Origin of the sequence: Streptomyces longhuiensis, assembly GCF_020616555.1 — a bacterium.
Classification (GTDB): Bacteria; Actinomycetota; Actinomycetes; order Streptomycetales; family Streptomycetaceae; genus Streptomyces; species Streptomyces longhuiensis.
Map to the genome: position 1 here is coordinate 5,655,390 of NZ_CP085173.1, position 20,117 is coordinate 5,675,506.

Annotated in this window: 21 protein-coding genes and 2 tRNA genes; 16 read left to right on the forward strand and 7 right to left on the reverse strand. The window is 70.5% G+C overall.

Annotated elements, in window-relative coordinates:
- Positions 1-6 precede the first annotated feature (6 nt).
- Positions 7-975 carry a non-homologous end joining protein Ku gene (gene ku / locus LGI35_RS26175; protein ID WP_227296757.1) on the reverse strand — a complete coding sequence of 323 codons (969 nt, stop codon included), beginning with the start codon at positions 973-975 and terminating at the stop codon, positions 7-9.
- Between the two features lie 931 nt (positions 976-1,906).
- Between ku and LGI35_RS26180 the strand changes: the two genes are divergently transcribed.
- The 3 genes from LGI35_RS26180 (at position 1,907) to LGI35_RS46175 (ending at position 4,892) form a co-directional block, all read left to right on the forward strand.
- Positions 1,907-2,266 (forward strand): DUF6193 family natural product biosynthesis protein, encoded by a 360-nt coding sequence (locus tag LGI35_RS26180; RefSeq protein ID WP_264484729.1) that lies wholly within the window; start codon positions 1,907-1,909, stop codon positions 2,264-2,266.
- A gap of 598 nt (positions 2,267-2,864) precedes the next feature.
- On the forward strand, positions 2,865-3,197 hold the full coding sequence (locus tag LGI35_RS46630) for a toll/interleukin-1 receptor domain-containing protein (RefSeq protein WP_227300510.1): 333 nt from the start codon (positions 2,865-2,867) through the stop codon (positions 3,195-3,197).
- A 423-nt stretch (positions 3,198-3,620) separates the two neighbouring features.
- Positions 3,621-4,892, forward strand: coding sequence for a calcium-binding protein (locus LGI35_RS46175; protein WP_264484687.1), 1,272 nt, complete (start codon positions 3,621-3,623; stop codon positions 4,890-4,892).
- A gap of 538 nt (positions 4,893-5,430) precedes the next feature.
- Here the strand turns inward: LGI35_RS46175 and nadE are convergent.
- Positions 5,431-6,261 (reverse strand): ammonia-dependent NAD(+) synthetase, encoded by an 831-nt coding sequence (gene nadE, locus LGI35_RS26195; RefSeq protein WP_227296760.1) that lies wholly within the window; start codon positions 6,259-6,261, stop codon positions 5,431-5,433.
- Between the two features lie 126 nt (positions 6,262-6,387).
- On the opposite strand from nadE, the gene LGI35_RS26200 reads away from it, so the two are divergent.
- A complete protein-coding gene (locus tag LGI35_RS26200) occupies positions 6,388-6,612 on the forward strand; it encodes a hypothetical protein (protein ID WP_227296761.1) in 225 nt (74 codons plus the stop codon).
- A gap of 7 nt (positions 6,613-6,619) precedes the next feature.
- Here the strand turns inward: LGI35_RS26200 and LGI35_RS26205 are convergent, their stop codons facing one another.
- Positions 6,620-7,276 (reverse strand): NAD(P)H-binding protein, encoded by a 657-nt coding sequence (locus LGI35_RS26205; RefSeq protein ID WP_227296762.1) that lies wholly within the window; start codon positions 7,274-7,276, stop codon positions 6,620-6,622.
- Between the two features lie 76 nt (positions 7,277-7,352).
- On the opposite strand from LGI35_RS26205, the gene LGI35_RS26210 reads away from it, so the two are divergent.
- On the forward strand, positions 7,353-8,435 hold the full coding sequence (locus LGI35_RS26210; protein WP_227296763.1) for a hypothetical protein: 1,083 nt from the start codon (positions 7,353-7,355) through the stop codon (positions 8,433-8,435).
- Positions 8,436-8,548: 113 nt separating this feature from the next.
- Here LGI35_RS26210 and LGI35_RS26215 read toward each other — a convergent pair whose 3' ends face one another.
- Positions 8,549-9,805 (reverse strand): amidohydrolase family protein, encoded by a 1,257-nt coding sequence (locus tag LGI35_RS26215; protein ID WP_227296764.1) that lies wholly within the window; start codon positions 9,803-9,805, stop codon positions 8,549-8,551.
- A gap of 285 nt (positions 9,806-10,090) precedes the next feature.
- Here LGI35_RS26215 and LGI35_RS26220 point away from each other — a divergent pair.
- The 9 genes from LGI35_RS26220 (at position 10,091) to LGI35_RS26260 (ending at position 15,458) form a co-directional block, all read left to right on the forward strand.
- Positions 10,091-10,163, forward strand: a tRNA-Thr gene (locus LGI35_RS26220).
- Positions 10,164-10,208: 45 nt separating this feature from the next.
- Positions 10,209-10,281 (forward strand) — tRNA-Met (locus tag LGI35_RS26225).
- A gap of 87 nt (positions 10,282-10,368) precedes the next feature.
- Positions 10,369-10,533 carry a 50S ribosomal protein L33 gene (gene rpmG / locus LGI35_RS26230; protein WP_100594914.1) on the forward strand — a complete coding sequence of 55 codons (165 nt, stop codon included), beginning with the start codon at positions 10,369-10,371 and terminating at the stop codon, positions 10,531-10,533.
- Between the two features lie 127 nt (positions 10,534-10,660).
- A complete protein-coding gene (locus LGI35_RS26235) occupies positions 10,661-11,113 on the forward strand; it encodes a MaoC family dehydratase N-terminal domain-containing protein (RefSeq protein ID WP_227296765.1) in 453 nt (150 codons plus the stop codon).
- 2 nt (positions 11,114-11,115) lie between these two features.
- Positions 11,116-11,544: a MaoC family dehydratase gene (locus LGI35_RS26240; protein WP_116511116.1), complete on the forward strand. Its 429-nt coding sequence runs from the start codon at positions 11,116-11,118 to the stop codon at positions 11,542-11,544.
- Between the two features lie 193 nt (positions 11,545-11,737).
- On the forward strand, positions 11,738-12,307 hold the full coding sequence (locus LGI35_RS26245) for a TetR/AcrR family transcriptional regulator (RefSeq protein WP_227296766.1): 570 nt from the start codon (positions 11,738-11,740) through the stop codon (positions 12,305-12,307).
- 113 nt (positions 12,308-12,420) lie between these two features.
- Positions 12,421-13,854 (forward strand): DHA2 family efflux MFS transporter permease subunit, encoded by a 1,434-nt coding sequence (locus tag LGI35_RS26250; RefSeq protein ID WP_227296767.1) that lies wholly within the window; start codon positions 12,421-12,423, stop codon positions 13,852-13,854.
- 42 nt (positions 13,855-13,896) lie between these two features.
- Positions 13,897-14,277, forward strand: coding sequence for a DUF3291 domain-containing protein (locus LGI35_RS26255; protein ID WP_227296768.1), 381 nt, complete (start codon positions 13,897-13,899; stop codon positions 14,275-14,277).
- Between the two features lie 125 nt (positions 14,278-14,402).
- The gene (locus LGI35_RS26260; RefSeq protein ID WP_227296769.1) at positions 14,403-15,458 is read left to right on the forward strand and encodes a UDP-N-acetylmuramate dehydrogenase; all 1,056 of its coding nucleotides are present in this window, start codon (positions 14,403-14,405) and stop codon (positions 15,456-15,458) included.
- Between the two features lie 44 nt (positions 15,459-15,502).
- Here the strand turns inward: LGI35_RS26260 and LGI35_RS26265 are convergent, their stop codons facing one another.
- The gene (locus LGI35_RS26265) at positions 15,503-16,135 is read right to left on the reverse strand and encodes an NAD(P)-dependent oxidoreductase (protein WP_227296770.1); all 633 of its coding nucleotides are present in this window, start codon (positions 16,133-16,135) and stop codon (positions 15,503-15,505) included.
- An 87-nt stretch (positions 16,136-16,222) separates the two neighbouring features.
- Between LGI35_RS26265 and LGI35_RS26270 the strand changes: the two genes are divergently transcribed.
- Both LGI35_RS26270 and LGI35_RS26275 read left to right on the forward strand, forming a co-directional pair.
- Positions 16,223-16,819 (forward strand): TetR/AcrR family transcriptional regulator, encoded by a 597-nt coding sequence (locus tag LGI35_RS26270; RefSeq protein ID WP_227296771.1) that lies wholly within the window; start codon positions 16,223-16,225, stop codon positions 16,817-16,819.
- 31 nt (positions 16,820-16,850) lie between these two features.
- On the forward strand, positions 16,851-17,576 hold the full coding sequence (locus tag LGI35_RS26275) for a DsbA family protein (protein ID WP_227296772.1): 726 nt from the start codon (positions 16,851-16,853) through the stop codon (positions 17,574-17,576).
- An 18-nt stretch (positions 17,577-17,594) separates the two neighbouring features.
- On the opposite strand, the gene LGI35_RS26280 is transcribed toward LGI35_RS26275, so the two are convergent.
- Both LGI35_RS26280 and LGI35_RS26285 read right to left on the reverse strand, forming a co-directional pair.
- Complete coding sequence (locus tag LGI35_RS26280) at positions 17,595-18,623, reverse strand: adenosine deaminase (RefSeq protein ID WP_116511102.1); 1,029 nt, start codon at positions 18,621-18,623, stop codon at positions 17,595-17,597.
- 149 nt (positions 18,624-18,772) lie between these two features.
- Positions 18,773-20,011 carry a pyridoxal phosphate-dependent aminotransferase gene (locus LGI35_RS26285; protein ID WP_227296773.1) on the reverse strand — a complete coding sequence of 413 codons (1,239 nt, stop codon included), beginning with the start codon at positions 20,009-20,011 and terminating at the stop codon, positions 18,773-18,775.
- Positions 20,012-20,117: the final 106 nt, after the last annotated feature.

Here is a 20,117-nt window from a genome sequence, read left to right on the forward strand (position 1 = left end):
ACCGGGTCAGCCAGGCGAGTCCGCACGATGATCCACACGAAAGCCCCTAGCTAGGGCGCTGCGCTTGCTCGACTTCTTCGCGGCCGCCTTCTTGCCGGTGACCTTCTTGGCCGCCGTCTTCTTCGCGGCAGACTTCTTGGCTGCGGCCTTCTTCTTCGGCATGTCGTGGACGGTCGCGTGCTCGCCCTCGCCGCGGCTCTCCTTGGCTTTCTGCACGGACTCCTGGAGGGCAGCCATGAGGTCGACGACGGCTCCGGCCGGGGCTTCCGGCTCGGCTGCGTGGGGCGGCTCCTTGCCGCCCTGCTTGGCGACGATCAGGTCGGAGATCGCATCCGTGTACCGGTCGACCGCCGCGTCTTCGGGGATGTCGTCGCTCGCCATGACGTCCATGAGCGCTAGGGCGCGCTTGATCTCCTCTTCGGGGACGTCGATCGCCGGCGGGGCGAGCGTCTCGGAGGAACGGATTTCGTCCGGCGACCGCATTGAGTGCAGGACGATCGCGTTGCCTCGGATGCGGAGCAGGCCGAGGCGTTCCCGCCCGCGCCACGCGAACCGTGCGACGGCCGCCTTCGAGTTCCGCTCCAGGGCCTGACGCGGGAGCGTGTACGGCTTGGCAGCCACCTGGCCGTCGGGCTCGAGGTAGTAGCCCTCGCCGATGCGGATGGGGTCGATTTCGCTGTACGGCACGAACGCCACGATCTCGATCGCCTTCGCCGTGGTCAGGGGCAGGCCCTCGAGGTCCTCGTCCGAGATGGCGACGATCGTGTCTTTGCTGACCTCGTAGCCTTTGCCGATCTCCTCGGCGCGGACCTCGGCCCCCTCGATCTCGCAGAACTTCCGCGTGCGGATCCGAGCCATGTCGTCCAGGTGGTACTGGTGGAAGCGGATCGAATGATCTTCGGTCGCAGCGGTGACCTTGATCGGGGTCGTGACCAGGCCGAAGCTGATAGCTCCGCTCCAAACAGCATGGGGCATGAAGAACCTCCGGAGCAGCCCCCTAGAGACCCCGCCCTACGAGCGGCATCAGCGACCAGCACCCGGGCGCGCCCTCGTCGAGCGCACCGGTCCCGCAGACACGGCGGGCACTGCCGGGAGTTGCCGGAGCCACACCAGCAAGCGCCCGACACCGACGCGATAGAACTTTCTCTACTTCATCAAGGCTCGCGCACGGCGCGGGCGCGCATGCGGGCGGAAGAGAGGCGTCAGCCGCGGGCCAAAGACATGCCTCCGGCGGGGGCGTCGTGCGGGGGTGCCGGCCGGTTCGTGATGAGCGTTGTGGGCTCCCATCCCGTCCGCCGTCGCCCAGGCAGAGCCGAGCAGACGCGGTCCATGGCGTCCAGGTCGTTCGTACGGTGGCGCGCTCCACCTGGACGCCATGAACCACGCCCGCTCCACAGACGTGTGGGTCGACGGCGGACGGGATGGGACTGGGGTGTGGGGTGGCATGCCGAGGGCTGCGGCCGCGGCCGCGACTTATGGGGCGTGCGCGGGCGGAACGGGGACCCACCACAAATGATCTCGACCGCATGGCCAGCCGTATTCGGCGCTGGGGCCGCGGATGTCTACTCGTGGGTGCCCTCGACGTCTGGTCAGTGGAGATGACCAGAAGGGAAGACGTCGCTGATCAGGCGACCGAGAAGTAGAACGGGATGTCCTTGTAGTCCTGTTGACATGGTGTAGACCGTGACGGCCTCGGGGTTGTCACCGTCTGGTCCCTGTCTCCGGTGAACGGGACCGATCCGTAGGCCATCTCGGGTGAACTGGTCCGGGTAAAGCTCTGTTGGCGCACGGGCGGCAGAATGGGTGCATGGGATCGATAGATGCGCCGAGTGCTTCTGATGGCGCCGAGCCTGGCCAGGGTGATGTCGTGGAGGCTGCGTGGCAGCGGCTGCTTCAACGCGAGGACATGGACATCAGGCTGGTACGAGCCGCGCATGCTGAGCCGCTTCTCCGGCAGCTCCATCCCTCAAGCAGCCATCAGGACCTGCACTTCAGTAGGTGCACCGGTGACTGGTCTTGGGATATTCCGTTCGTCATGCATCTTGCTGGTGGGCGCTACCTCGTCGTTGGGCCGTCCCGTTCCCAGATCGTCGGGGAGGCGGACACCGCCGAGGAAGCCGTTGCTCTGGTCGTCGGTGGTCTGCCACCAGGCTGCGGCCCTGCGGTCGTCGGGCGCCGGGAGGAACTCGACCGGCTCGACACTGCCCCGGACCAGGCCCTTGGAGACGACGAGCGGGGTTCTCACGCATCGGACCAGACCGGCTGAGAACCCGAACGTCCGCCCATCTCCATCGATCCGGTCGCCGCAGCTCACAGCCCTGGGTTCGAACCAGATCCTTTGAGACGGGACAACTCCGCTCCGGAGAGTCGTGGGCGCTTCCACGGTCGAGAAATCAGGGTCCTAGTGGGGCCGGCGTGGAGCAATGCGCTAGTCCCTCAGGAAAGGGCCAGTTCAGACCCACTCGCCTGTGGGGACTGTAAATCTGCTGGCTTTCCTCGCCGGGGGCCTGGATTCCCCCAGACGTCCCCCAAGCGACGCACGCGCACAGGGAACGCCTGGTCAGTAGGTGGAGAGACGGCCCGCAGTAAGTCTGCCGAGGAACTTGGGCGGGGCGTCTCTGCCGAGAGTGAGGGCGTCGACGACGACCCCGGCCTTGTGGACCGGGGCCGTTCGGTACAGGCCTACCTGGCGCGCCTTGAGGCGGCAGTCTCTGCCGCTGCCCGTTGCGCAGCTGCGTTCCCGTGCGCTCTTCCCGATCGGTCATATGCCGTGCCTCCAAGGCGAGTTGGGGGTTGATGGTGGCTGCGTGGTCCTAGGCTGATGGAGGGACGAGTGTGGGTGTGGGCGGGTGCGCAACGGGGACATGGGTCGCGGTGAGCGGTTGTTCGTTTCGTATGCGGGCGCGGACCGGGCGTGGGCGGAGTGGGTGGCCTGGCACTTGCAGGATGCCGGGTATGACGTCGAGCTGGATCTGTGGCACTGGGGTGCTGGGGACAACGCTGTGCTGCGGATGAGCCAGGCCGTGGAGCGCGGGCGGATGGTGGCCTTGTCCTCTCGGCGTATTTCGAGACGCCCCGGTTCACAACCGAGGAGTGGACATCGAGGCTGGCCCCGCGAGATGGCGACATCGGTCCGCTGTAAATCTGCCGGCTCAGCCTTCCCAGGTTCGAATCCTGGCGCCGCCACTGGAAGGTAAAAGGTCCCCGACCTGCTGTTTCAGCAGGTCGGGGACCTTTTCTTTTGCCCTCACGCCGGGGTGGGACTGTCTCGCTCTCTCTCGGTCTCGAACGCTCCGTCTCAGAGCGCCTGGACGGTGCGTGGACGGGATCTCGTGGGCATGTCCGGCGCATCAGGTGATCAGCAGCGGAGGGATCCCTGTTCCTCTGGTGGGGCGGGGTGACCTGGCAGGGCGTCGGTCCACTTGACGACGGATCACAGGACCGAGTTCGGGGGTCGGCAGCGTCTGGTCGGTGGATCGCGGGCGGTATGACGGTGTGTCTGTACGGCCGCACAGGGTGCGTGTGGCTTGATCGTCGGGCGGTCCCGGCAGGGGCCCGAACACCAACCGACGTCCGTGGCACGCACTGAGTGCCGCGCTCTTTGTCGAGGAGTCCCCATCGTGAGACCGACCCTGCAACACGCCATGTTCCATCGACGTGGCGCGGGAGCCGCGGGTGAGCGGCGGCGCCCGGCCAAGCGTGCTGCCGTCCTGCTCGCCACGGTGGCACTGCCAGCAGCACTGGTGGTGCACACGGCCACCCCCGCCGAGGCGGCGCCCGTGACGGTCACCTTCAACGCGGGCGCCGACCAGCCCTTCACCGTCCCGTCCGGCGTCACCCAACTGACCGTCACCGCCACCGGCGCCGCGGGCCAGAACGGGTCCAACGGCAGCGCGGGCGGCAACGGCGCCACCGTCACCGGCACCGTCGCCGTGCCGCCGAGCACCACCACCCTCTATGTCAACGTCGGCACGGGCGGGGGCGCCGGCGGCGGACCGGTGACCACGGGCGGCGCCGGCGGCGGTGCCAGCGACGTCCGCACCTGCAGCTCGGCCAACCCCGGCTGCACCCTGACCGGCGTCCCCGGCACCGACCCCCGCCTCATCGTCGCGGGCGGAGGAGGAGGCGGCGCAAGCAGCGTCTCCGGATTCCCCAACCCGTCGGCCACCGGCGGAAACGCCGGAAACACCGGGGGGGCCGGCGGCGACAGAACGGACAGTGGCAAGGGCGGCGGCGGCGGAACCCAGACCGCCGGCGGCACGGCCGGAGCCGCATGCGCCTTCTCCGGTACGTCCGGCGCTCCGGGAACAGGCGGTGCAGGTGGCACCGGGGGAGGCAGCTTCGGGGCCGGCGGAGGCGGGGGCGGCTGGTTCGGTGGAGGCGGAGGCGGGGGCTGCAACCAGATCCGGAACTCCCCTCCGGCGGCCGGCCCCGGTGGCGGTGGTGGTGGGTCGAACCTCGTCCCCACGGGCGGTACCTCCGGTCCCGCCGCGGGGCCGGCCCAGGTGACCATCACTTACGAGCCGGCGCCGCCCACCTGCGCGACCGCCACGCCCACCATCACCGGTACCAACGGCAACAACGTCCTGGTCGGCACTCCCGGCAATGACGTGATCTTCGCTCTCGGCGGCAACGACGTGGTCGACGGCCGCGGCGGCAACGACATCATCTGCGGCGGCGACGGCAACGACGTGCTGTCCGGCGGCGACGGCAACGACCGCATCGAAGGCGGCAACGGCAACGACAACCTGAACGGCAACAACGGCAACGACGCCCTCCTCGGCGGTCCCGGCAACGACGCCCTCTTCGGCGGCACCGGCACCAACACCAACGACGGCGGCCCCGGCCGCAACGCCTGCTTCAGCCCTTCCACCGGACCCGGCTGCTTCTGACCCCCCACACGCCTCCGAACACGCCTCCGACCTGATCGACGAACATCGGAAACGGGCCCCGGCGCATCCCTCGCCGCAGCGGCGACCGACGCCCGAGGCCCGTTTCAACGCTCTGTCCATCCGAGGCGAGGAAGCCTGCTCGCACGCGGAGCCGAGTCCAGCGGCAGGCGTACAGCAGTGAAGTACCGCAACCCAGCAGCCGCCCCCGAGCGGGGCGCACTCGGGGATTCGGCCACGAAGTCGTGCCAGGCGTGCCGAACCGCGATGCGCCGGACGCGCCCCAGTGGGGCCAGCGTGGGGCAACGCGCTAGTCCCTCAGGAAACGGCGAGGTCAGACCCACTCGCCTGTGGGGACCGTAAATCTGTCGGCTCAGCCTTCCCAGGTTCGAATCCTGGCGCCGCCACATGGTGGAGAACCCCCTCCGAACTGCGGAAACGTAGTGCGGAGGGGGTTCTTCGTATTCCGGGGTCCGTGCGCGCGGGTACGAGACCGCGTCGGACAGGCGGTCTCGTACCTATGGCCCCCACACAGTGCCCTCTAGGGCGCGATGGGGAGTTGGCGCTTGTGGTCGGTGAGGCGGTAGCGGTGGACGATCGTCTCGAAGGCCCGCCCGTCCACCGGCTTGCCCTCCAGGAAGTCGTCGATGTCGTCGTAGGTGACCCCGAGCGCGTCCTCGTCGGCCTTGCCCGGGTCGAGGGTCTCCAGGTCGGCCGTCGGGACCTTCCACACCAGCTCGGCGGGCGCACCCAGCGCGTCCGCGACGGCGCGCACCCGGCGCTTGGTCAGTCCGGTCAGCGGGACGAGGTCGGCGGCGCCGTCGCCGAACTTGGTGAAGAAGCCGGAGACCGCCTCGGCGGCGTGGTCCGTGCCGACGACCAGGCCGCTGTGCGCGCCGGCCACCGCGTACTGGGCGATCATGCGCTGCCGGGCCTTGATGTTGCCGTGCACGAAGTCCTGGTGACCCTCGTCGCGGAAGCTCACGTCCGCGGCCAGTGAGGCCTCGAGCGCCGCGTCACTGGCGGGCTTGATGTCCACGGTCAGCACGTGGTCGGCCCGGATGAAGGAGAGCGCGAGCTGGGCGTCGTGCTCGTCCGCCTGGACCCCGTAGGGCAGCCGCATCGCGTAGAAGCGCGCCTCGTGTCCGGCGGCCCGGGCCCGCTCGACGGCGAGCTGGCACAGTCGGCCGGCTGTGGTGGAGTCGACACCGCCGCTGATGCCGAGCACGAGGGAGCTCAGCCCGGTGGAGGTCAGCCGTTCGGTGAGGAAGGCCACCCGGCGTTCGATCTCACGCTGGGCCTCGAAGGTCTCGGCGACCTGGAGCTCCCTGGCGATCTCCTGCTGCAGGCCGTTAGACGCCGACTCGCTCACGTCTGCTCCTTGCTCCGGTTCATGAGGTGCTGTCGCGCCCACCCTACTGGGGGTGTCCGGTGGCTCAGGGGGCGCGGGACGTGTGCGGACGGGGCGTGGACGAGGCCCGTGGCGCAGACTGATCACATGTCCGTACCGTCGGCGTCTCGCCGCAGAAACTGCCCCGAGTGCCGCCGCGACATCGCCGTCGTGGCCGGCCGTTTCGCCCGCCACGACCCGCCCGGGGCCCGCAGCTCGGGCGAACTCGTGTCCTGCCCCGGCTCCCGCAGGCCCGCGCAGCTCGGCGCCGCGCAGCCGTCCCTCGACGGCTACGTGGTCCCGATCGTGCCCGGCCAGCTCCCGCTCTTCTGAACCGCGCTCAGTTCCCCGCGATCGACTTGACCGCCACCGCCACCGGCGCCGACCCGGAGATCAGCTCCAGCGTCAGCCCCGCGGTGGCGGGCGTCTCCACCAGCTCCGCGAGCACCGCGGCCACGTCGTCCCGCGGCACCGGACCCCGCCCGGTGGACGCCTCCAGGCGTACGAGTCCGGTGCCCGCGTCGTTCGTGAGCATCCCGGGACGCAGGATCGTCCAGTCGAGCCCGGTCCGGGCCCGTACGGACGCGTCCGCCTCGCCCTTCGCCCGCAGATACGCGTCGAAGACCTCGTCCCCCTGATGGGCCGGGTCCGCGCCCATCGATGACACCACGATGTACCGCCGCACCCCGGCCCGCTCCGCCGCGTCCGCGAACAACACGGCCGCGGCGCGGTCCACCGTGTCCTTGCGTCCGGCGGTGCTGCCGGGCCCCGCGCCGGCCGCGAACACCGCCGCGTCCGCGCCCTCCAGAAGCCCGGCGACCTCCTCCACGGACGCCGATTCCAGGTCGCACACAAGGGGCTCGGCCCCGGCGTCCCGCAGGTTGTCCGCCTGCTCGGCACGGCGGATGATGCCCGCGACCTCGTCTCCGCGTGCGGCGAGCAGACGCTCGAGCCGCAGCGCGATCTGACCATGACCCCCAGCGATGACAATGCGCATGCTTCCGACCGTACGCCGGGCCGACCCCATTCGCCGCGCAACCTTGTACGTGCCTCGCGGGTCTCCTCAGCGACCCGTGCCGCCGACGGCCGCCGGGTCTCTCATCGGACCTCCGCGGGAGTCAGACATCAGCGTCATACGGACCACCACCCTCACCGCGGCCGGCTGCGCCGCGCTGCTGCTCGCGACCACCTCGGCCTGCGGCACCGTCGAGAACCTGACGGCAGGTCAGAAGATCGACAAAGCCGCCGACCGGCTCGGCGAACAGAAGTCGCTCTCCTTCGAGTTGGGCCTCGACGCGAAGCCGGACGCGCTCATGGGGCTGGCCGGCGGGCAGGGCGACGAGGCCATGCCGCCGGCGATCGCCAAGACCATCGCCGGTGCCCACGTCACCGTCTCCGTACGGTCGAAGAAGCCACTGTCCGAGTCGGGCGAGAAGGACTTCGTCGGAATGGGCATGAAGGTGTCCGTCCCGGGCGGCACCCTGGCCGAGTACCGGCTCGCCGGAGACTTCGTCTACTTCCGCCTCGACATGCAGAAGACGTCGGAGCTCATGGGCTTCCCTCTCCCCTCGCCGAAGGACCTGCCGAAGGGCGAGGAGGGGCTCGCGAAGGCCCTCGAAGGCGAGTGGGTCAAGGTGGATATCTCGGACGCCAGGAAGAACACCTCGGGCAAGGGCTCCGACGATTCCAAGGGCTCCGGAGGGCTCGACGAGAAGACTCAGCGGAAGGTCCTCAAGGCCCTGCGCGGCGTCATCGCCGACGACGTCACCCTCCGCAGCGCCGGCACCGCGAACGGCACCGAGCGCATCGTCGCCAAGGCGTCCTTCCGTGAGCTCCTGACGGACCTCTTCGACAAGCTCGGCCCCCTGAAGGACGAGCTGCCGCCCGGTGCCGGATTCCCCACCGCCAAGGACCTCAAGGACGCCCCGGACAAGAAGGTCGCCGTCGACTTCTCGATCACCAACGGCACGCTGTCGAAGATCTCCTTCGACCTCGCGGCCCTCGCCGACGGCAAGAAGGGCGCGAAGGTCCCGCTGGTGCTCAAGTTCGGCAAGGCGGGCGACATCAGCGCACCGTCCGGCGCGACCGAGGTCCCGCTCGGCGAGCTCGCCGGCGGCAACCCGTTCATGTCGGGTGCCGTCGCGGGCGGCTTCTGACGGTTCGGCAGTTCGCCGATGCCGTGTGTGAGGGCGGCAGTTGGGCCGGCAAGAGCTGAGGCGGCGGAGGGGTCGGCAGGGAACTGAAGGGGTCCCGCGTGCGGGCGGTCTCTTCAGCTCCGCCCGCCGCCCCCGCCCTCCTGCGGCTTCGCCGCCCGCCCCTGCCGCGGCAGATCGAGCGCCGCCGAGTCGCAGAACTCGCGCACCGCACTGGTGCGCGCCACCACCCGCCCCCAATGCACCACGACCCGGCTGTACGCCAGCGAGAGGGCGCCCGCGAGCTCGTCGCCGCGTACGGCGATGAGCTCCGCGGGGAAGCCCGCCTCCACCCGCACCTCGGGCAGCCCGAGCGCGGCCCGCGCCGCCCCGCTGACGCAGTCGTACGCCTCCTCGGGGCGCAGCCCGTACCGCGAGGCCAGCAGGTACGCGGCCTCCAGGGGATCGCCGCGGCCCACCGGGTTCGTCACGTCGCGCAGCGCCCCGCTGCCCGCGGCGACCCGCACCCCGGCCGCCCGCAGGAGCCGTACGGGAGCCGTGCCGCGCCGGTCGACGCCCGCGCAGCCGCCCTGCGGCAGGCAGACCACCGTGACGCCCGCGGCGGCGAGCTGGTCGGCGGTGCGCCCGGCGACCTCGCGCGGCAGCCGCCCGAGCCCGCCGCACGGCCCGATCGTGACGCCGGGACGCAGCCCTCCGGTCATCGTCGCGATCCGCCCGAGCCGGGCCGGATCGCCACCGTCCGTATGCAGGTCCACCGCGCAGCCGTGCTCCGCCGCGACCTCCAGGACCGCCTCCACGTAGCCGGTCGGGTCGGGGTCGAGATCCGGGCAACCGCCCACCACGGACGCGCCCATCTTCACCGCGTCCCGCAGCATCGACAGGCCGTCGGCCCCCGCGAGGCCCGTCAGGAGCCGGGGCATCGCCACGGTCCGCAGATCGGTCAGGCCGCGCAGCGAGCGCCGCGCCTGGAGCACCGCCTCCATCGGGCCGAGGCCCTGCACATCCCCGATCCGCACATGCGCGCGCTGCGCGGTGGCCCCGTGCCCCAGCTGGAGCAGCGCGGCCTCGGTGGCCCGCCGCTGCACGTCGGGCCCGTCGTACGACACCGGCCCCTCCGCCTCCGCGGACAGCGCCGTGTCGCCATGGACGTGGGGTTCGGCGGGGGCGGGGAGCAGGACGTAGCCGACGAGGTCCACGCGCTTGGCGTGGGCGGTGAGGCTGCCGGTCGTGCCGACGGCCTCGATGCGCCCGTTGTCCAGCCGCACGTCCACGATCCGGCCGTCGGTGAGCCTGGCGCCGCACAGGAGGAGGGCGGTGCTCTCGGCAGTGGAGTCGTTGCCGGGGGAGTGGGGGTGCGGCTGGCTGTCGGGCATCGCGCTCCTGGGGTTCGGGGGCGGCGGCCGCGTGGGCGGGGCCCGCCCCGGACCGGGGCGGGCCGGAAGGGCGTACAAGATCACGCAGCGCGGGTCGAGCCTAGAGCTGCGGCAGGCCCGCTTCGCGGAGGAGCGCAATAGTCGTACCGCTGTGGTGCGCGGTGCCGATGGGGCGGCCGTGAGCGGCTGTTGCGGCTCCGGAAGGGCCGCGGTCCTGCCCATGGGCGGTGGCCGCGAAACGGATTTGGGCGATCGGCAGGCGAGCGTGTAATGTCTTCATCGCTCGCCCCAATAGCTCAGTCGGTAGAGCGTCTCCATGGTAAGGAGAAGGTCTACGGTTCGATTCCGTATTGGGGCTCTGGTGTGAAGTTCCCTCACCTTCGGGTGAGGGGCATCGCATCAAAGCGGTGTAGCTCAGTCGGTAGAGCAAGCGGCTCATAATCGCTGTGTCACCGGTTCAAGTCCGGTCACCGCTACACACAGTAGCCGATTGTGGGGTCGGTCCTCCGGTCGGCTACTATTCATGCGTTCATCCGTCAACCGTCCGTCCAAGGAGCACTCACGTGGCTGCCACCGACGTCCGCCCGAAGATCACGCTGGCCTGCGTGGAGTGCAAGGAGCGGAACTACATCACCAAGAAGAACCGGCGTAACGACCCGGACCGTCTTGAGATGAAGAAGCACTGCCCGCGCTGCAACCAGCACACGGCGCACCGCGAAACGCGCTGACTCAGGCTCGTACATGAGGCCGTCCCCTTACCGAGGGGGCGGCCTCATGTCGTTATCGCGTGTGTGCGGCCGGCCGTAAGATCCGGCAACATCCGGCAACAGCGCAAATCCAGGAGGTGCCGAGTCCATGGCGCTCGACCAGTCCTTCGTGGGACGGTCCTATCCGCCCACCGACCCCTATGAGGTCGGCCGGGAGAAGATCCGTGAATTCGCGGAGGCGGTGCGGGACACCAATCCCGCCTACGTCGATCCGGAGGCGGCCAAGGCGCTCGGTCACTCCGATGTGATCGCTCCGCCGACCTTTGTGTTCGCCATCACGTTCAAGGCCGCGGGCCAGGTGATCGAGGATCCGCAGCTGGGTCTCGACTACAGCCGCGTCGTGCACGGCGACCAGAAGTTCGCGTACTCACGCCCGGTGCGCGCCGGCGACCGGCTCACCGTGACCTCGACGATCGAGGCGATCAAGTCCCTTGCGGGCAACGACATCCTGGACATCCGCGGCGAGGTCCACGACGAGGCCGGCGAGCACGTCGTGACCGCCTACACCAAGCTCGTGTCGCGCGCGGCCGAGGGGGCGTGACCATGACGACGACGATTCAGTACGCGGACGTGGAGATCGGCACGGAGCTGCCGGCCCAGGAGTTCCCCGTGACCCGCGCCACGCTCGTGCAGTACGCGGGCGCCTCCGGGGACTTCAACCCGATTCACTGGAACGAGAAGTTCGCGGTCGAGGTCGGGCTCCCGGACGTCATCGCCCACGGCATGTTCACCATGGCCGAGGCGATCCGCGTCGTGACCGACTGGGTGGGTGACCCGGCCGCTGTCGTGGAGTACGGCGTGCGCTTCACCAAGCCCGTCATCGTCCCGAACGACGACAAGGGCGCGACGATCGAGGTCAGCGGCAAGGTCGCCGCCAAGCTCGATGACGGCCGCGTCCGCGTCGACCTCGTGGCGACGAGCGCGGGTCAGAAGGTGCTCGGCATGTCGCGGGCGGTCGTGCAGCTGGCGTAATGGCCGCTCCGTAGGAACCTGAGTAAGGGGCACCCTCCATTGCGGGGTGCCCCTTACTCGTAGGTGCGACTCCCGGCTCGTGGGCACGACTCCCGGCTCGTGGGCAGGGTGCGTACGCCTCGGTGGCAGACCCTCGGCGGCAGCCAAGATATGACGCTTGACATAGGTAGTGATTGACCACTAACTTAGCCGCATGGTCAGGATGAGCGCAGAAGAGCGGCGTGAGAGCGTCGTCCGTGCGGCGATGAGCGAGTTCGCCAGGGGTGGCTACTACGGCACCTCTACTGAGGCGATCGCCAAGCGGGTGGGTGTCTCTCAGCCGTACCTGTTCCGGCTCTTCCCGGGCAAGAAGGCCATCTTCCTCGCGGCGGCGACCCGTTGCGTGCAGGATGCGACGCGGCTCTTCGCCGAGGCCGCCGAAGGGCTGGAGGGCGAGGAGGCCCTGGGCGCCATGGCGAACGCGTACACCGACGTCATCGCCAGGGATCCCGAGCGGCTCATGATGCAGATGCAGGTGTACGTCGCGGTCGCCGCCGCCGAGGCGGCCGGTGACCACGAGTTCGGCGAGGCGGTCCGTGCCGAGTGGATGAAGCTCTGGGAGGCGGCGCATCTGCCCCTGGGGGCGGACGTGGACACGACGACGACCTTCATGGCCCAAGGAATGCTGATCAACGTCCTGGTCTCCATGGGGTTCCCCCCGGAGCACCGGATCTGGGAAGGGCTGTACCCCTCGGCGCGTGCCGAGGGCAGCCTGGAGCACTAGCGGCAGTCGGCGGCTGAGCGCGGGGGTCAGGGGTGGGTGTCCGGGGAAGTCCTGGGCTTCTCCATGGCCACGAAAGTTAGTCATCAATAACTAACCAACGTTCTGGGGGAACGATGTCACAGCAGACAGCACGCCGCGGGGGAGCCGTCTGGGCCCTCGTCATCACGGGAGTCGCCGGGTTCATGGCGGCCCTCGACAACCTCGTCGTCACCACCGCTCTGCCCTCCATCCGCAACGACCTGGGCGGAGCGCTCGACGACCTGGAGTGGACGGTCAGCGCCTACACGCTCACCTTCGCCGTGCTGCTGATGTTCGGCGCGGCCCTGGGGGACCGGTTCGGCCGCCGCCGGCTCTTCCTCGTCGGCCTCACCGTCTTCACCGGCGCGTCCGCCGCCGCGGCCATGGCACCCGGCATCGACTCGCTGATCGCCGCCCGCGCGGTCCAGGGGGTCGGCGCCGCGATCATGATGCCGCTGACACTCACCCTGCTGACCGCGGCCGTCCCGGCGGCGAAGCGCGGGATGGCGTACGGGATCTGGGGCGCCGTCAACGGGCTCGCGGTCGCGAGCGGGCCGCTGATCGGCGGCAGCCTCACCGAGCACGTCTCCTGGCACTGGATCTTCTGGCTGAACGTCCCGCTCGGCCTCGCCCTGCTCCCGCTCGCCCGGCTGCGCCTGAACGAGTCGTACGGCACCGGCGCCCGGCTCGACCTGGTCGGCACCCTGCTCGCCAGCAGCGGCCTCTTCGGCATCGTGTACGCCCTGGTCCGCGCGCCCCGCGACGGCTGGACCAGCGGGCTCGTCCTGCTGGGCCTGTTCGCCGGCGGCGCCCTGCTCGTCGCCTTCGTCCTGCACGGCACGCGCGCCAAGAACGCGATGCTGCCGATGCGCCTCTTCCGCTCCCGCGCCTTCGCCGGGATCAACGCGGCCAGCCTGCTGATGTTCCTCGGGATGTTCGGCTCGATCTTCCTGCTCAGCCAGTTCATGCAGGGCGTCCTCGGCTACTCGCCCACCGAGGCGGGCCTGCGGATGCTGCCCTGGACCGGCATGCCGATGCTCGTCTCGCCGATCGCGGGGTACCTCTCCGACCGGATCGGCGGCCGCCTGGTCGTCGCCACGGGCCTCTTCCTCCAGGCCGCGGGCCTCGCGTACTACGCCTCCGTGATCGCCGTCGACGCCTCGTACGCAGCCCAACTGCCCGCCCTGATCATCAACGGCGTCGGGATGTCGCTCTACTTCGCCCCCGCCTCCAACCTGGTCATGTCCAGCGTCCGTCCGCAGGAGCAGGGCATCGCGTCCGGCACGAACAACGCGCTGCGCGAGGTGGGCGGAGCGCTCGGTATCGCCGTGATGTCGTCGATCTTCGCGGCGCAGGGCGGCTACGAGCCCGCGCAGAACTTCGTGGACGGCATCCAGCCCGCGCTGTGGGTGGGCGCGGCCACGGTGGCCGTCGCGGGAGCCGCGGCCCTGTTCATCCCCTCCCGCCGGCGCGCGGCCGAGGGATTCGAGCCCGCGTCCGCCCCGGTCCTGGCGACCGCCTCGCACTGAGAACGCCCCGCATCGAACCGGCACTCCCCGAAGGAGCCCGTCATGCCCACGCTGCCCTGGACCGTTCCGAACACCCCGCCGACCGGCGCCGAGGCCCACGTCATGGCCTCCCGCTTCGAGACCCGCACCCTGTGGGGCGCCCTCCGCTTCTTCGCGAAGACCCCCTCTGTCTGGCGCCAGGTGAGCAAGGCACCCGGCGCGTACGGGGCCTCCGTGAAGGCGGCGCCCCTGCGGCGGACCTTCTGGACCCTGTCCGCCTGGGAGTCGCCCGACGCGCTGAAGCGCTTCGCGGGCTCGGCGCCCCACGGCCCGACGGCCGGTGGTCTGCGCTCACAGATGAAGGACGCGAAGTTCGTGCGCTGGCAGACCACCACGGACGAGTTGCCGCTCGACTGGGCGGAGGCGCTGCGACGCCTGTCGTGATCCGCGCGTCGAGCCGGACCCCCAGGCAGGCCGAGCGGGACCACAGGCAGGCCGAGCAGGACCCCAAGTGCGTACGAGAACGGCCCCGCCACGACCGGTGGGGCCGTTCTCGTACTCTTGAGCGCGTGCAGGAACTCCACGACGCCCCCCTCGCCCCCCTGACCACCTTCCGTCTCGGCGGCCCCGCGGCACGGCTGCTGACGGCGACGACCGACGACGAGGTGATCGCCGCCGTCCGTGAGGCCGACGCGGCGGGCACGCCGCTGCTGATCGTCGGCGGTGGCAGCAACCTGGTCATCGGTGACAAGGGCTTCGCGGGCACGGCCCTGCGGATCGCCACGAAGGGCTTCTCGCTCGACGGCACGAACCTTGAGCTCGCGGCCGGCGAGGTGTGGACCGACGCGGTCGCCCGCACGGTCGAGGCCGGCCTCGCGGGCATCGAGTGCCTCGCCGGAATCCCCGGCTCCGCCGGTGCCACGCCGATCCAGAACGTGGGCGCCTACGGCCAGGAGGTCTCATCGACGATCACCGAAGTGATCGCGTACGACCGGAGGGCCGGCGAGACGGTCACGATTCCGAACGAGGAGTGCGCGTTCTCGTACCGGCACAGCCGTTTCAAGGCCGATCCCGACCGCTTCGTGGTGCTGCGCGTGCGGTTCGGGCTCGAGGACGCGGGCGGCATGAGCGCCCCCGTCAAGTACCCCGAGACGGCCCGCACCCTCGGTGTCGAGGCGGGCGACCGGGTCCCCGCGGCCCTCGCCCGCGAGACCGTCCTGAAGCTGCGCGCCGGCAAGGGCATGGTGCTCGACCCCGAGGACCACGACACGTGGTCGGCCGGGTCGTTCTTCACCAACCCGATCCTCACCGAGGAGGAGTTCACCGCCTTCCACGCGCGCGTGGCGGACCGTCTCGGCCCCGACACGGCCCCGCCCGCCTTCCCGGCCGGCGAGGCCCGCGTGAAGACCTCGGCGGCCTGGCTCATCGACAAGGCGGGCTTCACCAAGGGCTACGGCAGCGGGCCCGCCCGTATCTCCACCAAGCACACGCTCGCCCTCACCAACCGCGGCGAGGCGACCACCGACGACCTCCTCGCGCTCGCCCGCGAGGTCGTGGCCGGCGTCCACGACGCCTTCGGCGTGACGCTGGTCAACGAGCCGGTCACGGTGGGCGTGTCCCTCTGACCCGCGCCTTCTGACCCGGGCCCCGCGACCCGCCCGGTGGGCCGCTAGTAGGCGACCCCCACGCCCTGCTTCACCGTCGCGGGGTCGTCGATCATCGCCAGCATCGCGTGGGCCACGTCGGCCCGCGAGATGCTCCGGCCGCTGCGCGGATTCCCGCCGACCACGGTCCGGTACGTGCCCGTGAGCGGCTTGTTCGTGAGCTTGGGCGGGCGTACGGAGGTCCAGTCCGTGGCGCCGGCCGCGAGCTCGCTCTCCATGGCCCGCAGATCGTCGTAGACGGGCTTGAGCAGCGAGTTGATCACGCCGAGCATGGCGCGGTCGACAAGCGGTGAGCGCTCGGGTTCGGGGCCGACCGGCGCCGCGCTCACGACGAGCAGACGCCGTACGCCCTCGGCCTCCACCGCGCCCAGCACCGACCGGGTCAGCTCGGCCGCGATGCCCGCGTCGGCGCGCCTGCGGGCGCCGAGCCCGGACAGGACCGCGTCGCGCCCGGCGACCGCGGGGCGCAGTGCCTCGGGGTCCCGCACATCCGCCCGGAACACCTCCAGGCCCGCGCCCGTCACCGTGAACCGCGCGGGGTCACGGACCACCGCGGTGACCTGGTGGCCCGATGCCAGTGCCTGCCGGACGATCTCCTGGCCGATACCGCCGGTCGCTCCGAAAACAGTGATCCTCATGGCACACCCTCCTAGGGTGGGTAAGTGTTCACTCACCCCTAGAGTGAGTGGATACTCACCCGCTCGTCAAGCTCGGTTGGAGCCCGCATGCATCAGAAGCCGGCCCGGGTCCGCATCGTCGACGCCGCCCATGAACTCATGCTGAGCATCGGCCTCGCCCGCGCCACCACCAAGGAGATCGCCAAGGCGGCGGACTGTTCGGAAGCGGCGCTGTACAAGTACTTCGCGAACAAGGAAGAGCTGTTCGTGACCGTTCTCAGCGAGCGGCTGCCCAAGCTCGGACCGCTCCTGACCGAGCTGTCCAAGGAGCCGGGCGCGAAGAGTGTCGCGGAGAACCTCACGGAGATCGCCCGCGAGGCCGCGCTCTTCTACGAGCAGACCTTCCCGATGGCCGCCTCCCTGTACGCGGAACCCCAGCTCAAGCGCCGCCACGAGGAGGCGCTGCGGGAGATGGGCGCGGGCCCCCACCGCCCGATCCAGGGTCTGGACGCCTATCTCAGATCCGAGCAGGACGCGGGCCGTATCAGCCGTGACGCCGACACCTACGCCGCCGCGTCCCTCCTCCTCGGAGCCTGCGCCCAGCGCGCGTTCGCGTACGACATGGCCCCCGACCGCAAGCCCCCGCAGCCGCTGGACGAGTTCGCCGCGGGCCTCGCCCGCACCCTGCTCACAGGGATCGCATAGAGTCCCCATTCTTTCTGGGGAGGGCAAGATCATGCTGCGTGGAAGAGGGCGCCGGGCCGCCATATCGGTGCTGGTGGTGGCGCTGGGGGGCGTGCTCGCCGTGGGGTGCGGCCGGGGATCGACCGGCGGGGACCCGACCGACGCCAAGAAGCCCGAGCGGTACGCGAGCTCCGGGCAACTGCCCGAACACCTCGCGGCCGACGGCACGACGGTCGTCGTCGGGTCATCGGAGGCGGACACCGTCGTGCGGCTCTACGAGGACCTGCGCTGCCCGGTCTGCCGTGAGTTCGAGGAGGACGGCGGCGCGGGCGCGCTGCGGAAGATGACCCTCGACGGCGAGGTCAGGACCGAGTTCACCCTGGCGTCGTTCCTCGACGACCGGCTGGGCGGCATGGGCTCGAAGAAGGCGGCCAACGCGCTGCGGGCCGCCCTGGAGCAGGGGAAGTTCGTCGAGTATCACGACCTCCTCTTCCAGGAGCAGCCCGAGGAGTCCGTCGACGGCTACACCGACGCGTTCCTGCTCCGCACGGCCTCACGCGTGAAGGGCCTGCGCGGCGCCGAGTTCGACGCGGCGGTGAAGGGCATGAAGTACCGCTCCTTCGTCACCGCCTCCGAGAAGGCGTACGAGGCCGACAAGGCGCCCGGCACCCCGACCTTCGCGGTGAACGGCACCCTCCTGGAGGGGGACCGGCGGAACCTGATGTTCGACCCCAGGTACGTTCCGCTGGCGGTCAGGACGTCGACCCTGCCGCAGTGACGGACGCGCCGAACCTGATCAGGGGGCGGCGGTCAGCCAGTCGTCGACCCCTGACAGCAGCTTCGCCTTGATGTCCTGCGGCGCCGCCGAGCCGCGCACCGACTGCCGTGCCAGCTCGGCCAGTTCGGCGTCGTCGAAGTCGTGGTGCCGGCGCGCGATCTCGTACTGGGCCGCCAGGCGCGAGCCGAACAGCAGCGGGTCGTCGGCGCCGAGCGCCATCGGCACCCCGGCCTCGAACAAAGTGCGCAGGGGTACGTCCTCGGGCTTCTCGTAGACGCCGAGCGCGACATTGGAGGCGGGGCAGACCTCGCAGGTCACCCCCCGGTCCGCGAGCCGCTTCAGGAGCCGCGGGTCCTCGGCGGCCCGCACCCCGTGCCCGATCCGCGCCGCCTCCAGGTCGTCCAGGCAGTCGCGTACGGAGGCGGGCCCGGTCAGCTCGCCGCCGTGCGGCGCGGCGAGGAGGCCGCCCTCCCGGGCGATGGCGAACGCGCGGTCGAAGTCCCGCGCCATGCCCCGCCGTTCGTCGTTGGAGAGCCCGAAGCCGACGATGCCGCGGTCCGCGTACCGCACGGCGAGGCGGGCCAGCGTGCGCGCGTCCAGCGGATGCTTCATACGGTTCGCGGCCACCAGGACCCGCATGCCGAGACCCGTGTCGCGCGAGGCGGTCTCGACGGCGTCCAGGATGACTTCCAGGGCCGGGATCAGGCCCCCGAGCCGCGGCGCGTACGACGTCGGGTCGACCTGGATCTCCAGCCACCCCGACCCGTCCGCGAGATCCTCCAGCGCGGCCTCGCGCACCAGCCGCTGAATGTCCTCGGGCTCGCGCAGGCAGGACCGCGCGGCGTCGTACAGCCGCTGGAAACGGAACCAGCCGCGCTCGTCGGTGGCCCGCAGTTTCGGCGGCTCGGCCCCGGTCAGGGCGTCGGGCAGCCTGACGCCGTACTTGTCGGCGAGTTCGAGCAGGGTCGTGGGCCGCATCGACCCGGTGAAGTGCAGGTGCAGGTGGGCCTTGGGCAGCTGCCTTACATCACGTGGTACACGCTCCATTCAAGGATCTTGCCGCACACACCCGCCGCCCGGGAAGCGGCTTTCCCCCTTCGTGGCCTTGTCCGAACGAAAATCCGCACCGGGGATCCGGACGGAAAAGGGCCGCCCCCGGGAACCCCGGAGACGGCCCGCATCACGCGGAAGACGCGTCAGTCGCGCGCCTCGGCGAGCAGCTTCTGGATCCGCGAGACACCCTCGACCAGGTCCTCGTCACCCAGGGCGTACGACAGACGCAGGTAGCCCGGCGTGCCGAAGGCCTCACCCGGGACGACCGCGACCTCGGCCTCCTCGAGGATCAGCGCGGCCAGCTCGACGGAGTCCTGCGGACGCTTGCCGCGGATCTCCTTGCCGAGCAGCTCCTTCACCGACGGGTACGCGTAGAAGGCGCCCTCGGGCTCGGGGCAGAACACGCCGTCGATCTCGTTCAGCATGCGCACGATGGTCTTGCGGCGGCGGTCGAAGGCCTCGCGCATCTTCGCGACGGCCGTCAGGTCGCCGGACACGGCGGCGAGCGCGGCGATCTGCGCGACGTTCGACACGTTCGACGTGGCGTGCGACTGCAGGTTGGTCGCGGCCTTCACGACGTCCTTCGGGCCGATGATCCACCCGACACGCCAGCCGGTCATCGCGTACGTCTTGGCGACGCCGTTCACGACGATGCACTTGTCGCGCAGCTCGGGCAGGAGCGCCGGCAGGGACGTGAACTTGGCGTCCCCGTAGACCAGGTGCTCGTAGATCTCGTCCGTGAGGACCCACAGGCCGTGCTCGACGGCCCAGCGGCCGATGGCCTCGGCGTCGGCCTCGCTGTAGACCGCGCCCGTCGGGTTCGACGGCGACACGAACAGGACGACCTTGGTGCGCTCGGTGCGCGCCGCCTCCAGCTGCTCCACGGAGACGCGGTACCCGGTCGTCTCGTCGGCCACGACCTCGACCGGGACACCGCCGGCGAGACGGATCGACTCGGGGTACGTCGTCCAGTACGGCGCCGGGACGATGACCTCGTCGCCCGGGTCGAGGATCGCGGCGAAGGCCTCGTAGATGGCCTGCTTGCCGCCGTTGGTCACCAGGACCTGCGTGGCGTCGACCTCGTAGCCGGAGTCGCGCAGCGTCTTCGCGGCGATCGCGGCCTTCAGCTCGGGCAGACCGCCGGCGGGCGTGTACCGGTGGTACTTCGGGTTCTTGCAGGCCTCGATGGCCGCTTCGACGATGTAGTCCGGGGTCGGGAAGTCGGGCTCGCCCGCGCCGAAACCGATGACCGGACGCCCGGCGGCCTTGAGGGCCTTGGCCTTGGCGTCGACGGCGAGGGTCGCGGACTCGGAGATCGCGCCGATACGGGCGGAGACCCGGCGCTCGGTGGGCGAAGAGGAAGGAGTAGCAGCAGCGCTCATAACCCCATCGTTCCAGACCGGAAACGCGGCCGGCACACGGGTTTCACGGACGATCAACGACTGGCCCGCTTCTTTCTGTTCGACGGAGGGCCGCGGAACACGTACA